The 12,057-nt window shown below is 63.5% G+C and carries 14 protein-coding genes; all 14 read right to left on the bottom strand.

What is annotated here, in order from left to right; translation table 11 throughout:
* Nucleotide 1 precedes the first annotated feature (1 nt).
* Nucleotides 2-253, bottom strand: coding sequence for a YgaP family membrane protein (locus B3H47_RS14515; RefSeq protein ID WP_286987753.1), 252 nt, complete (start codon nucleotides 251-253; stop codon nucleotides 2-4).
* 67 nt (nucleotides 254-320) lie between these two features.
* Complete coding sequence (locus tag B3H47_RS14510) at nucleotides 321-827, bottom strand: hypothetical protein (protein WP_286987751.1); 507 nt, start codon at nucleotides 825-827, stop codon at nucleotides 321-323.
* Between the two features lie 42 nt (nucleotides 828-869).
* The gene (locus tag B3H47_RS14505) at nucleotides 870-1,145 is read right to left on the bottom strand and encodes a carboxymuconolactone decarboxylase family protein (RefSeq protein WP_286987750.1); all 276 of its coding nucleotides are present in this window, start codon (nucleotides 1,143-1,145) and stop codon (nucleotides 870-872) included.
* A 19-nt stretch (nucleotides 1,146-1,164) separates the two neighbouring features.
* On the bottom strand, nucleotides 1,165-1,764 hold the full coding sequence (locus B3H47_RS14500; protein ID WP_286987749.1) for a class I SAM-dependent methyltransferase: 600 nt from the start codon (nucleotides 1,762-1,764) through the stop codon (nucleotides 1,165-1,167).
* Nucleotides 1,761-2,006, bottom strand: a complete 246-nt coding sequence (locus tag B3H47_RS14495) for an SHOCT domain-containing protein (RefSeq protein WP_286987748.1) — start codon at nucleotides 2,004-2,006, stop codon at nucleotides 1,761-1,763. Before B3H47_RS14495 ends, B3H47_RS14500 begins: the two co-directional genes overlap by 4 nt.
* Entirely contained in the window at nucleotides 2,003-2,374 is a 372-nt protein-coding gene (locus tag B3H47_RS14490) for an ArsR/SmtB family transcription factor (protein WP_286987746.1), read from the bottom strand. The genes B3H47_RS14495 and B3H47_RS14490 overlap by 4 nt, the downstream gene beginning before the upstream one ends.
* Nucleotides 2,375-2,548: 174 nt before the next feature.
* On the bottom strand, nucleotides 2,549-4,678 hold the full coding sequence (gene dsbD, locus B3H47_RS14485) for a protein-disulfide reductase DsbD (RefSeq protein ID WP_286987745.1): 2,130 nt from the start codon (nucleotides 4,676-4,678) through the stop codon (nucleotides 2,549-2,551).
* A gap of 157 nt (nucleotides 4,679-4,835) precedes the next feature.
* Entirely contained in the window at nucleotides 4,836-5,972 is a 1,137-nt protein-coding gene (locus B3H47_RS14480) for a YeeE/YedE family protein (RefSeq protein WP_286987744.1), read from the bottom strand.
* A gap of 64 nt (nucleotides 5,973-6,036) precedes the next feature.
* A complete protein-coding gene (locus tag B3H47_RS14475; RefSeq protein ID WP_286987743.1) occupies nucleotides 6,037-7,389 on the bottom strand; it encodes an MFS transporter in 1,353 nt (450 codons plus the stop codon).
* A gap of 2 nt (nucleotides 7,390-7,391) precedes the next feature.
* Complete coding sequence (locus tag B3H47_RS14470) at nucleotides 7,392-8,144, bottom strand: MBL fold metallo-hydrolase (RefSeq protein WP_286987742.1); 753 nt, start codon at nucleotides 8,142-8,144, stop codon at nucleotides 7,392-7,394.
* Between the two features lie 23 nt (nucleotides 8,145-8,167).
* Nucleotides 8,168-8,518, bottom strand: coding sequence for a DsrE/DsrF/TusD sulfur relay family protein (locus B3H47_RS14465; protein WP_286987741.1), 351 nt, complete (start codon nucleotides 8,516-8,518; stop codon nucleotides 8,168-8,170).
* A gap of 33 nt (nucleotides 8,519-8,551) precedes the next feature.
* On the bottom strand, nucleotides 8,552-9,220 hold the full coding sequence (locus tag B3H47_RS14460; RefSeq protein WP_286987740.1) for an ArsR/SmtB family transcription factor: 669 nt from the start codon (nucleotides 9,218-9,220) through the stop codon (nucleotides 8,552-8,554).
* A 407-nt stretch (nucleotides 9,221-9,627) separates the two neighbouring features.
* Nucleotides 9,628-10,257, bottom strand: coding sequence for a tyrosine-type recombinase/integrase (locus B3H47_RS14455; protein ID WP_286987739.1), 630 nt, complete (start codon nucleotides 10,255-10,257; stop codon nucleotides 9,628-9,630).
* A gap of 311 nt (nucleotides 10,258-10,568) precedes the next feature.
* Nucleotides 10,569-11,606, bottom strand: a complete 1,038-nt coding sequence (locus tag B3H47_RS14450; RefSeq protein WP_286987754.1) for an IS110 family transposase — start codon at nucleotides 11,604-11,606, stop codon at nucleotides 10,569-10,571.
* Nucleotides 11,607-12,057 lie beyond the last annotated feature (451 nt).

Here is a 12,057-nt window from a genome sequence, read left to right as displayed (position 1 = left end):
CTCAAGTCCGACGGTCTCCTAGCTTGTTCGTGCCACAGGCAGCCGTCGACTCTTTGAAGCCCAGCGCCTTGAACACCAGAGCTGCCGGACAAAACCCCGTGAACCCCATTTGAAACAGATTCAGGCCAACGAAGGCCGTGAGCCACAGCCAGGTGGGGTGAAACAGGTCGATCTGCCCCATGATCTGGGCCAGCACCAGACTGAGCAACACCATGAACCCGGCCATGATGCTGACCATGCGATTGACTGTCATTGAAATCTCCTAGGTTGAGTACGTTGAGGAAAAAATTTGCCGAAGCTGTCGTGCTGAGCGACCAACGTCAGTTCGCCGGAGCTGCCGATGTCTGGGCCCGCAGATGGACCTTGCCCTGCGTGGCTAACTGCGCCACAAGATGGATTGCGCTGGCCTCGCTGATCTTGAGTTGTGAAGCCAGCGCAGCAGTATCGACTTCGCCCTGTTGAGTCAGCGCCGCAAGCGCCTCACTCTCCAGATTCTCCATCCAGGTGGCAAACAGCGCATGCAGTTCCGGCGTCGCGAACGCTGCCATCGTCGTCGCCTTGTGCATCGCATTGAGCATGTCGGCCTGCATGCTCATGCACATGCCCATCATGTTCTGCATGGGGTTGGCGGCCTCGCTGCTCCCCTGCTTCCCTTCCATCTGCCCCATCATTTCCTGCATCATGGCCATCGGGTTTTCGCCACCCGAGCCCATTTTGGCCATCATCTTTTTCATCATGCCCATGCCCATCATCATCGGATTGGCAGCGCCACCTTGTTCGGGTTGCGATTCGCCGCTTGCTTTCATGTCTTGATCTTTGGGTTCCATGTTGAATCTCCTGGTGATTGATTTCGCTGGATTCGTCTGGTGCTACGCGTTCTCAGCCCGAACCTTCTTGGCCAAGAGCCTGGCGCTGCTGGCCCCCACGGTCATCGCGACTTCGATGGCCTCATCGATCTCGGCGTCGCTTGTCTGGAGTTCTCGCAGGACACCGAGGGCGTATTTCGTGCAGGGCTCGCAACTCGCGCCGAGCGCAGCGCCCAGGCAGATCAGGTGGCGTGTCTTTCGGTCGAGAGCGCCTTCCGGCCCGTAGACCGCGGAATGAAAGCGGTTGTAGTGTTCGATGACATCCTGTGCGTTGGACATGGCTCGCTCCTGTTGGGTCTCAGTGGGGACGGATGAAAATAGCGCCGTAGTGGAAGGGAGGTAATTCGACCTGCGCTTCCAGGGCAAAGCCCGCTGGCTCGACCACGGCTTGCGTCTGCGCGCAAGACATGCGCAAATCCGTGCGCGGTCCCCGCGGTTGACCCAACACAGGTGTTTGCTCGCGCGTGATGGGGTGCCAATTGACGATGGCGAAACGCCCGCCAGGTTTCAGCGCGGCGGCAACTTCCCGAGACAGTGCCGTCGGGTTCGGCACGCCGTGGAAGGTGTTGGCGATGAGGACATAGTCCACCGGTGCGGGGATCAACCGGCTCAGATCCATCGCGTCGCCAAGCAGCCAATCGCAATTCGCCAGCCCCTCGCAAGCGGCTTGCGCCTGCTCCAGCATGGCCGGATCGAGGTCAAAGCCGATGACGCGCCCAGGCCCGACCTGCCTGGCAATGGCCGCGGTGAAATAGCCATCTCCGCAGCCCAAATCGACCACGGTCATTCCTCGCTCGACGCGCAACGCCTTGATCACGCCGACCGGATCGGGCCACAAGGCCTGCCACCAATCCTGATCGGGCATCGCGGTGGCGGGAAACAAGCGTTCCTGCATCATGTTTCGAGATCCTTTTTCATGCGCTGGTAGTCATCTGCACTGATTTCTCCGCGCGCATAGCGCTGATCAAGGATGTCCCGCGCGCTTGGCTGGCCGCTTGATCCGCGTCGGTGCATGTCAGAGCCACCGCACATCGGTCCACCGGTGCTGCGGTACAGGAAGATCACCAAAATAATCAGAAAAATCAGCGGAAAAATCCACATCCAGGGAAATCCGCCCCAGGGGCCGTTGAACCACATCATGATCTCACCTCCAAAGTCGTTGTTGCCGTCACTGCCCCAGATCGGCGAGGCTCAGACGTGCCGTTGCGCGGTGGAATCTGGCGAGCACTCAGCCAGTTCGCGAGCTCCTGCAGGATGCCTGGCAGACTCGGGTCGGCAAGGCAGTAATAGATGAACGCGCCGCGGCGCTCAGCGCGCACCAAGCCAGCTTGTCGCAGCATGCGCAGATGAAAGGAGACATGGGTCTGGCCCACGCCGGTGGCCTGGATGATGTCGGTGACCGGGCGGCATTGCGAACCCAATCCGCACAGGATGCGCAGACGGGTCGGTTCGCCCAGCACCTTGAACGCGGCCACCATTTGGGTTTGCTCGGAGCTAGAAAGTGCCATGGCGAGAAATGAATCACTGTTTATATGAATGAATATTTATATTCTAGCGCCCCATCAGCGCATGTCAAAGACCATGCGAGCAGCAGGCCGACCGTTTCACCCGGGTGGCATGCGGTTCAGTCGCTGAATGCGCCGCTTGCGACCTCGACGGTCGAATGTCCAGTGTTCGTTGCATCACACCCCCGCGCGCTGCATCGACGCCAGGAAGGTCTTGGCGTCCTCGAAGCCGACCACGCGGCCGACTTCCTTGCCGTCCTTGAAAAAGATGATGCCGGGCGGACCAAACAGCTGGAAGCGCTTGAGCAGGGCCTTGTCGTCGGCGTTGTTGCTGGTGACATCGGCCTGAATCAGCGTCATGCCGGCCATCTGTTGTGCCACGGCGGGGTCGGTGAAGGTGAAGTGCTCCATCTCCTTGCACGACACGCACCAGTCGGCGTAGAAGTCCAGCATCACCGGCTTGCTGCTGCTGGCCACCACTTGGTCGAGCTCGGTCACGGTCTTGACGCGCTGGAACTGCGCGGGAGGTACGCTGGCCACGGCGGCCCCGCCCGCTGCGCTGCCGCCCACGCCGGCCAGTGGCTGCAGGACGTTGCGGTTGCCGGCAGCCAGGCCGATGACGAGCACGGCTCCTGTCAGCGCCAACACCACGCCCAAACCCTTGAACAGTCGCATCCAGCCGGATGCGGCATCAGGCAAGCGGTCGAACACGCGCAGGAAGGTGGCGCTCACCAGCAGCAGCGCGGCCCAGGCCAGCATCAGCAGCCAGTCGGGCAATACGGGGGTGATCATGTACAGCGCGGTAGCGATGAGCAGCACGCCGAAGAAATACTTCACTCCGTCCATCCAGCCACCGGCCTTGGGCAGGAGGGTGCCGGCGCCGAAGCCGACGATGAGCAGGGGCACGCTCATGCCGGCCGCCAGCGCGAACAGGGCGACGCCGCCGATGAAGGCGTTGCCGGTCTGGCTGATGTAGAGCAGCGCGCCGGCCAGCGGCGCGGCGACGCAGGGGCCAACGATGAGGGCCGACAGTCCGCCCATGATGAACACGCCGATGAAATGCCCACCCTGCATTTTTCCGGAGGTGTTGGACAGCTTGCTTTGCAGACTGTTGGGCAATTGCAGTTCATAAAAGCCGAACATGGACAGCGACAGCACCACCAACAGCAGCGCGAACACCGACAGCACCCAGGGGTTTTGCAGTGATGCAGCAAGCCCTTGTCCGAGCAGACCGGCGGCCACACCGAAGGCGGTGTAGACCAGCGCCATGCCCAGCGAATACACCACGGCCAGCGCCAGTCCGCGGCCGCGCGACACCTTGTCGCCCTGGCCGACGATGATGCTCGACAGAATGGGAATCATCGGCAGCACGCAGGGCGTGAACGCCAGCAGCAGACCGAACAGCAGGAACATGGGGATGATGGACAGCAGGCTGCCAGAAGCCAGCGCGGCACCGATGCGCGAGGACTCGCCGCCCGTTGCTGTGGCGCTTGCCGCGCCACCTGGACTGGTGCTGGCGCCCACTGCGGGCGCTGCGGTGGCGGACGCATCAACCGCGCTGCTCGCAGGCACCGACGCGTGGGCGGCTTGGGATGCGGGGGATGGCGCCGCAGTCGCTGCGCCGGAGGCGTTGCCGGCCGCAGGTGCTGTTGAACCTGCTCCCAACAGGCCGCTGAGCAAGCCGCCAGAGGCGGCGCCTGCGCTGCTTGAGGTGTTACCTGAGGTGTTACCTGAGGATCCACCTGAAGCGCTGGCCGAATCGCCGGCGTCGGCTTCCATCGTCGCGCTGCCCTTGCCGCCGAAACCCTGCAGGCTGACGTCGACGATTTTGTCGATCGGTGGATAGCACAGGCCCTGGTCGGAGCAGCCCTGGTAGGTGACTTGCAGCTTGAAGCTGGCCGGGGCAGCCGTCACCGGCAGGGGGATGATGACCTGGGTGCGGTAATGCTCGACCTCGTGGCCAAGGTTGACATCAAACTTCTTGTGCGCCGGCGGAAAACCGGGCTTGCCCAGCGTAACCCCTGGAGTTTGCGGCTCGAAGTGAAAGCGCTCTTGATAAAGGTAGTAGCCCTTGGCGATGTCGAACGTCAGCAACAGGGCTTTGGGGCCTTGCACGGCGGCCACGAAGTGGAAGGCCTCGTCGGGCGGCAGAAATTTGCTGTCCTGGGCCTGCGCGGTGGGCAGCGCGCCAAACAACAAGGCGGCAGCCAGCGCCATCGGCATGGTCAACAAGCGTTGCCACCAGCGAGCCTGCTTTTGCAAAGCGAAAGTTGAATCAATGGGATGGGTGATCTCGAAGGGTTTCATCAAGGTTGCTCTGGAAGAATCGCCGGCATGACTTGCGTTCGGAGTTTTACCGAGGGCCTAGGTCACGGGCTTGTTGATCACCATGCGACAGTCCCGAGCCGGAAAACCGCCACGATGGTTGATGTCGCCACAGTTGATGGCGTCAAGATTTTGAGAATCAAAGTCTCGACACCGGCGTCAACGCTGCGCCCAGGACAGAACGGCGCGCCGACGGGCCCACTTCGATGCGTATAGCCAACCAAGCCCCGCTAAAAATCGAGGCCAGTCCCATCATCGAGCCGACTGAGAGCACCGAGATACCACTGAGTCCATGCCCAACAGTGCAGCCCAGCCCAAGCACGGCGCCACCACCGGTGAGCATGGCACCGAACACCTGCCGTGCGCCCTCGCGCCAGCCGGCCAGGCCCTGCAGGCGGAAGTCGCGCCGCAGCAGCGCCGCCAGCAAAGCGCCGAGCAGGACGCCTGCCACGGCCATGACGCCGAAGGTGGTGGACTGATTCGACGGGTGCAGCAGGAAATACGCCGCATCCGATAGCGGCCCGGCGAAGGTGTACGACTGCACGCCCAGGCCGTCCGGCGGCTGACTCATGAATTCGGCATCGGCCAGCGCCCGCTGGCCGATGGACCCAGCAGTGAGGGCATAGCCCGTGACCACCACCAAGCCGATCAGCGCAGCACCCAACCACAGTTCCCAGTGCTTGCGCAGCGGCAGCGCGCGCCAGCACAGCGCCAGCACCAAGGTGCCGAGCGCCAGCCCCAACGCGACATGCGCGCCGTTGCCGGCAAAGCTGAGCACCGTGGCCAGGTCCTGATGCGCGATACCGTAGCGGCGCAGGTCGAGCGACCAACCATCGATCCATGGCGCGAACCACACGCCGTAGAGTGAGGTGCGGCTCATGGCATACGCGGCAAACCCCATCACCACCAGCACGACCACGGCCTGCAGACTGCCCTGGCCCACGCGCACCAGCGTGCGCAGCGGGCAGCCACGCGCCAGCACCATGCCGAAGCCGAACAGCAAGCCGCCGAGCACATAGCGGCCCCACTGCAGCACCGGCCCGGTATACGCCGGGCGGCTGGGCATGAGGGTCTGGCCGAGCACGAGTTGCAACAGCGCCACCGCCATCAGCGCCACACCGACCGCCACACCGTAAGCTGCCAGCCGCATCGGCTTATTTTCCAGCAGGGTTTCACGCAGCCCGCCTTGCGGGCAAAAGCGCGTGGACTGGGCCGAAGCGCCTAGCACCGCAGCGGCGGCAAAGGCGCCGATGAGTAATTCAGAAATCGCCGTCATGGCCTGTCTCCTCTCAACACTGTTTTGATGTTCAGCCCGCACCGGATCTGGTGTGGGCATGCAGTCAAACCGCATGCACGCGTGGATGGGTTTCCTGCACCCGCAGCAGCACCCACAGTCCCGAGCCCAGCAGCAGCGCGGCGGTGAACCAGAACGCCGGCGCGATCAGCCCGGCGACTTGGGCGATGCTGCCCAGCGCCAGTGCGCCCAGGGCGTAGCCGGTGTCGCGCCAGTAGCGGTAGGTGCCCAGCGCGGAACTGCGCCAGTTCGGGTGCGCGATGTCGGCCACCGCGGCAATCAAGTTGGGGTAGAGCAGCGCCATGCCCACGCCCATGACGACGGCGGCGATGATCCACGCGACCATGCCCGCCACCAGCGTGACCGCGCCCACGCCTGTCGCCAACAGCCACAGCCCAGCGACGATGGTGGGCTTGCGGCCGATGCGGTCGGACAGCGGCCCGGTCCACAGTTGCGAGGCGCCCCACACCAGCCCGTACACCCCGGTGACCCAGCCGATGTCTACCACGCTCAGGCCATGGCCGTGCAGGTAAAGCGGAAACAGCACCCACAGCAGGGTGTCAGCGACCTTGTTCGCCACCCCGGCCTGACACAGCGCGGAGAACGTGCCGTGGCGGAAGGAGACGAAGGCGAAGACCTGCATCGAGGTGGGATGGGAGGACAGGCCTTCGGCAAACCTTGGCTTCAAACCCTGATGCTTGCCGTCGGCGTGCCGCCTGCTCTCGGCGCGCGCCCAAGGCAGGGTTTCGCGCACGAACACCAGCGCCGTGATCAAACCGAGGGCAATCACCAGCAGGGCAAAGCCGAGCAGGGCCGGGCGCGCGCCGACGCGCTGCGCCAGATATCCCGTCACGATGCCCGCGGTGCCGACAGCGGCGTAGCCCGCGAACTCGTTGATCCCGGTGGCCAGACCCCGCTGCTCAGGCCGAGTGATGTCCACCTTGCTGGTCACGGTCATGCTCCAGGCAAATCCCTGGTTGATGCCGAGAAACACATTGGCCGCCACCACCCACCACCAGTTGGGCGCGAAATAGATCAGCAGCGGGATGGGGATGGCCGCCAGCCACCCCATCACCAGCACCGGCTTGCGCCCGATGCGCTCGGACAGCCGGCCGGCGACGAAATTGAGCATGCCCTTGACCAGCCCGAAGGAGATGACAAAGCTCATCAGGTAGAGGAAAGACGATTTGGGTACGCCAAAGTCCTGCTGCGCCACCACCGGCAGCACATTGCGCTCCATGCCGATCATCAGGCCCACAAAACTGACCTGCACCGCCTGCCAGATGAACTGCTGCAGGTTGATGCGGATGCCTTGCAGATGCGGCACGGGAACCGTCTCGGCTTGGACGGCTGTGCCGTGATCAGCGTGCAGCGGTGTGCAGTGCGGTGTCGGCGTCATGGTCAGACTTCGTGCGAGGCCGCGACCTGTCCGGTGTTGATGGCCACGATGCGATCCATCTCCGCCGGGCGCGGCGGAATCTGCCCGAGCAGCAGCTCGACGAATTCCGCGCGCGGCAGGCCGAGCGCCGGGTTCCAGCGTGTCTCAAACCCGATGGTCGACGAGGGCTTGCCTGACAGCCCCGCGCCGCAGGCGCTTCCCGCCTGATGTCCTGGGAAGATCTCCAGCTCGGCGGGCAGAGTCAGCAGCTTGGTGTGCAGGCTGTCATGCAACATGGCCGCCATCTCGCGCTCGCGTCCAGCAAGGTCAGGCCGACCCACCGCGCCGACGAACAGGGTGTCGCCGGTGAGGGCGAACCAGGGCGCTTCGCTGCGGCGCTTGTCGCTCACCAGCAGACAGGTGCTGTCCAGGGTGTGGCCGGGCGTGTGCAGCACGCGCACCAGCACATTGCCAGCGGCGATGACCTGCTCGTCATGCAGGGACTCGAAGTCGAACTGCACGGAGTCACGCGCGTTCTCGTGCAGGCAATACGCCGAGCCCGTCAGTTCGGCCAGCTTGCGCCCGCCAGATACATGGTCAGCGTGTACATGGGTGTCGATCACATGGGTGAGGGTGACTTGCGCCTTGGCCGCCTCATGGATGAACCACGTCTCATCGCCTTCGACCACATCGACCGCAACGGCCTTGCCCAACCCACCGCAGCCGAAAAAATACGACAGGCTCGCGTCGCGCGTCGCCAGTTGTTTGAAGAACATGGGGAACTCCTCGTTGTCAGTTGTTAGAACACAAGAATCTTGTCGGCCTGGGCCGTCCATTGCGCCAGTTCCACCATGGTGGAACGTCGACAGCCTTCGATCACCTCCGCGTCACGCAGGCCGCGCGCGTCCATGCAGGTACCGCACAACGCCACCTCGCCGCGCTGCACAACTTTGCCCAGCATGGTCTCGATGTTGTAGTAACCCGCAGGCACCTTCTGCCCGCTCTTGGCGCAGGCCACCCCGTCGGCCATCAGAAACAGGCGCACCTGCCGCTCCGGCTGCATGGCAAGGGTCACTGCCAGGCGCAGGGCGTTGTAGCTGCGTTCGTCGCCATAGGGCGGATCGTTGAGGATGAACAGGATTGTTTGCATTGCGGCTTTTCTAGCATGTCGGTTGTCGTGAAATCAGACGTCGAGCGAATGCAGCGGCAGACCGGTAGCCTGCCATTCGGGCACGCCATCGGCGATCTTGCTGGCACGGAATCCGCGCTGAACCAGCAGTGTCACCGCGGCGTCTGCCATAACGCAGAACGGGCCGCGGCAGTAGGCGACGATGTCCTTGTCGTGCGGCAGTTCGCACAGCCGCGATTCCAGTTCTGACAGCGGCAGCGAGCGCGCCTCGGGCAGATGCGCGGTGTGGTATTCAGCCTCGGGGCGCACGTCGATCAGCACCGCGTTTCCAGAGCGCACTTTGTCGAGCAAGGTCTGGCTGCTTTCCAGGGTGAGGCGCTCAGGTCCTGCGAACAACCGCTGCATGACCATCTGGAGGTCGACCACATGGGCTTCAGCCACGCTGCGCAGGGCTACCCACAGCGCTGAGACATCCACACCGCTCAAGCGGTAGATCCGACTCTTGCCCTCTTGCCGCACGGCGACGAGATGCGCGGCTTTGAGCACGCGCAGGTGGGCGCTGGCCAGTTTGATGTCAATGGCAGCTTCCCGCGCCAGCATCTCCACGGCTTTCTCGCCCTGTGCGAGGATTTCGAGCAGCTCTAGCCGCTTGGGGCTGGACGCGGCCCGGCCGATGCGGGCCACTTGTTCGTAGAGGTGATTCTTGAGTTCTCGCGAGTTCATGCGGATAGTCTAACGAATCAACGAATGATAAGGATGGGGGATAACCCGAGCGGTCATCTGTGCCGAACAGACACCACACAGACGCATGTTCAAGACTGCCCGCAAGCCTCGTCGCTTTGGAGCAGTGGCGGTGTGATGATCCAGGGAATTCGTGCTCCATCGATCACGTACGAAGTGACTTGGACGCGGCGGGGCATAACTGGATTGAGAATTGAGCCGATCTCCGCATTGCGGCCATTTGGCAATCGATGGTTGTTCGCGCGACCGACCGGTCAGGCCGGCCAGCGCCCGTAGGCCGTCCGGCGGGTTCCAGAGTTGAACGGTCACTCGAAGGACGGCTTTGGGGAGCAAGCGATGGGCTGGTTGTGGCCGACTCTGGCCTTCACCGGAGCCGGGTGGCGCTGCCGTCAAATCTCCATCTGCTCGGCGATGTCGAGCGCATCTTCTACCTCGATCCCCAGGTAGCGGACCGTGCTTTCCAGCTTGGTGTGTCCCAGCAGCAATTGAACAGCGCGAAGATTCTTGGTCTTGCGATAGATCAGCGTCGGCTTGGTCCGCCGCATCGAGTGCGTGCCATAGGCGTGACCATCAAGGCCAATTTCCTCGACCCAGCCGTGAACGATGCGGGCGTATTGCCGAGTACCGAGATGCGGGGATGCGCGCATGCGGCTTGGGAAGAGGTAGTCGTCACTCCGCAGCCCAGCCATTTTGATCCAGGCTGCGACGGCTTCGCGCGTCGCCGCGGTGATCTCGAACTGCACAGGGTTGCCAGTCTTGTGCTGGATCACGATCGCCCGACTGGCCACGGCATCACCATGGCAGACATCGCGGACGCGTAGGGCGACGAGATCACAGCCGCGAAGCTTGCTGTCCAAGCCCAGATTGAACAAGGCCAGCTCGCGCGTGCGGTTCTCCATTTGCAGACGGACCCGGATGGCCCAGATGTCCTTCAGTTTCAGCGGGGCCTTCTGTCCTACGACTTTGCCCTTGTTCCATGGGGCGGTTGTGTTCTGCCGATCCGATTCGGGGGTGTTCATGGCGATCTTATATGGATGCCTCCCGGCGATCAAGAGCCGTTTGCGTTGTGTTGTGAAGAAGTCGGCTGCTGCCTTATATCCGGCCTTGATTGCGGTTTGCCTGGTTGCCCAAGGTTGCCGCGGGCCCCGATGTCATTCGCGGACAAGCGCCTCATCTCCTACGGCGGACTGTTGAAGTCCGACCAGCCATACAGGTTTGGCTTGCCCCGGTCCGACCGGTTCACATCACGCTGCGTCTTGCTGCCTCATCGCCTACAAAGGTGTTCCATATCCTTTCGTGAAGTTGGGTGATTGAATCGGCTGTCGTCGCCTCAGGCCGCTTGCGGCCGCACGCTGCGATAGCCCCGTTGGTACTCTTGCTGCCGGGCGGTGACCGCCCAGATCGTTCGCGCCATCTTGGCCGCCTGCGCCACGATGACCACGTTGGCCGGGCGCCGGGCCTGGATCTGCTCCAGCCACTGCCCCGGCTCCTCCTTGGCGTGGTGAAGGACGGATCGCGCGCCATGAATCAGCAGCGTTCGTAGGTAACTGTCTCCGCGCTTGGAGATGCCTTGCAGCCGCACCTTGCCGCCCGTGCCCCATTGCTTGGGCACCAGCCCCAGCCAGGCGCAGAACTCGCGCGCTGAAGCGAAGGCGCGCGGGTCGCCCATGGTGGCAATCGCCGCCGTGGCGATGAGCACGCCCACGCCCGGAATCTCGGCGACGCGCCGCATGTCGGCGTCCTGGCGCAACTGCAGCGCCAGACGCTTGTCGATGGCGGCAATGTCCTCGCCCAACGCCTTGATGCGTTGCACTTGCTCGCGCAGACTGTCGGCGACCATCTGCGGCAGCTTGGCCGATAGCGCGTCCAGCGCCGCCTCGACCTCGCCCAACAGGGCCTTGGTTCCCTTGGCGAAGGTGGCTCCGAACTCGTAGAGCAGGCCCCGTAGCGCGTTGGTCTGCATGATGCGCATCTTCATGAGCAACTCGCGCTGGCGGTGCAGGGTCAGCGTGGCTTGCTGCTCCAGGGTCTTGACCCCGACGCACTTGGTGCCCGGCTGCTGCACCGCCAGCCAGATCGCCCGCGCGTCGGCCGCATCGGTCTTGTTGCCCGACACGAACGGCCGCACCGCCTGGGCGTGCAGCAGCCGCACCGTATGCCCCAGCGCGCTCAGCTCGCGCGCCCAGTGGTGCGCTCCGCCGCAGGCTTCGATGCCAACTAGGCACGGTGCCCGGTTGGCAAAGTGCTCCAGTACCTTGGCGCGCTTGATCTGCACGTTGACGATCTCGCCCGTGGCCATGTCCACGGTGTGCATCTGGAACACCAGCTTGGCGATGTCCAGCCCCACAACCTGCAGGCCGCAGCTCATGCCGAGGATTTGCCCTGCGTTCATCCCAGTCTTACGATTCATGTCGGGTCTCCGATGGTGTTTGTGAAGACCGTGGTCTATCACGCTTTGGGCACATCGATGCCGTATCCATTCGGGGACCCACCTCGCCACCGCAGCGGCCAGGCCACTCCCGAACGGCTGCACGTTCATCTCCATGCTCCTGTCTCATTCCCCGTAGGGAGGGAGGCATCCATCACATCTCCTGAGAGAACGTCGCCGGCAACATGCCAGCGACGCGACCAACGATGGTCGCGCGCCAACTTTGCGCCAAAATCGCGAGGGCTGGAGTCGGCCACTACCGGTCTATCACGCGTTCGCCGGAGCCGCCATTCGCGTGACTGCTCAACTCTGGAACCCGTCGGAGAGCCAACGCAAGCTGATCGGCGGGCATTAGATGGGGTTCTTGGGTAAGCGTTTGCCGAACCCATCT

This window comes from Thiomonas sp. UBA7699, assembly GCF_002482605.1.
Classification (GTDB): Bacteria; Pseudomonadota; Gammaproteobacteria; order Burkholderiales; family Burkholderiaceae_C; genus Thiomonas; species Thiomonas arsenitoxydans.
Note: the sequence above shows the minus strand (reverse complement) of the source record. Positions and strands in the feature narration are given on the sequence as shown.

Bases quoted from the DNA above. Each gene is read 5' to 3' on its own strand.
- B3H47_RS14505 (WP_286987750.1), bottom strand. From the start codon at position 1,145: ATGTCCAACGCACAGGATGTCATCGAACACTACAACCGCTTTCATTCC.
- B3H47_RS14450 (WP_286987754.1), bottom strand. From the start codon at position 11,606: ATGAGCTGCGGCCTGCAGGTTGTGGGGCTGGACATCGCCAAGCTGGTG.
- B3H47_RS14470 (WP_286987742.1), bottom strand. From the start codon at position 8,144: ATGTTCTTCAAACAACTGGCGACGCGCGACGCGAGCCTGTCGTATTTT.
- dsbD (WP_286987745.1), bottom strand. From the start codon at position 4,678: ATGAAACCCTTCGAGATCACCCATCCCATTGATTCAACTTTCGCTTTG.
- B3H47_RS14460 (WP_286987740.1), bottom strand. From the start codon at position 9,220: ATGAACTCGCGAGAACTCAAGAATCACCTCTACGAACAAGTGGCCCGC.
- B3H47_RS14455 (WP_286987739.1), bottom strand. From the start codon at position 10,257: ATGAACACCCCCGAATCGGATCGGCAGAACACAACCGCCCCATGGAAC.
- B3H47_RS14515 (WP_286987753.1), bottom strand. From the start codon at position 253: ATGACAGTCAATCGCATGGTCAGCATCATGGCCGGGTTCATGGTGTTG.
- B3H47_RS14500 (WP_286987749.1), bottom strand. From the start codon at position 1,764: ATGATGCAGGAACGCTTGTTTCCCGCCACCGCGATGCCCGATCAGGAT.
- B3H47_RS14495 (WP_286987748.1), bottom strand. From the start codon at position 2,006: ATGATGTGGTTCAACGGCCCCTGGGGCGGATTTCCCTGGATGTGGATT.
- B3H47_RS14480 (WP_286987744.1), bottom strand. From the start codon at position 5,972: ATGACGGCGATTTCTGAATTACTCATCGGCGCCTTTGCCGCCGCTGCG.
- B3H47_RS14490 (WP_286987746.1), bottom strand. From the start codon at position 2,374: ATGGCACTTTCTAGCTCCGAGCAAACCCAAATGGTGGCCGCGTTCAAG.
- B3H47_RS14475 (WP_286987743.1), bottom strand. From the start codon at position 7,389: ATGACGCCGACACCGCACTGCACACCGCTGCACGCTGATCACGGCACA.
- B3H47_RS14510 (WP_286987751.1), bottom strand. From the start codon at position 827: ATGGAACCCAAAGATCAAGACATGAAAGCAAGCGGCGAATCGCAACCC.
- B3H47_RS14465 (WP_286987741.1), bottom strand. From the start codon at position 8,518: ATGCAAACAATCCTGTTCATCCTCAACGATCCGCCCTATGGCGACGAA.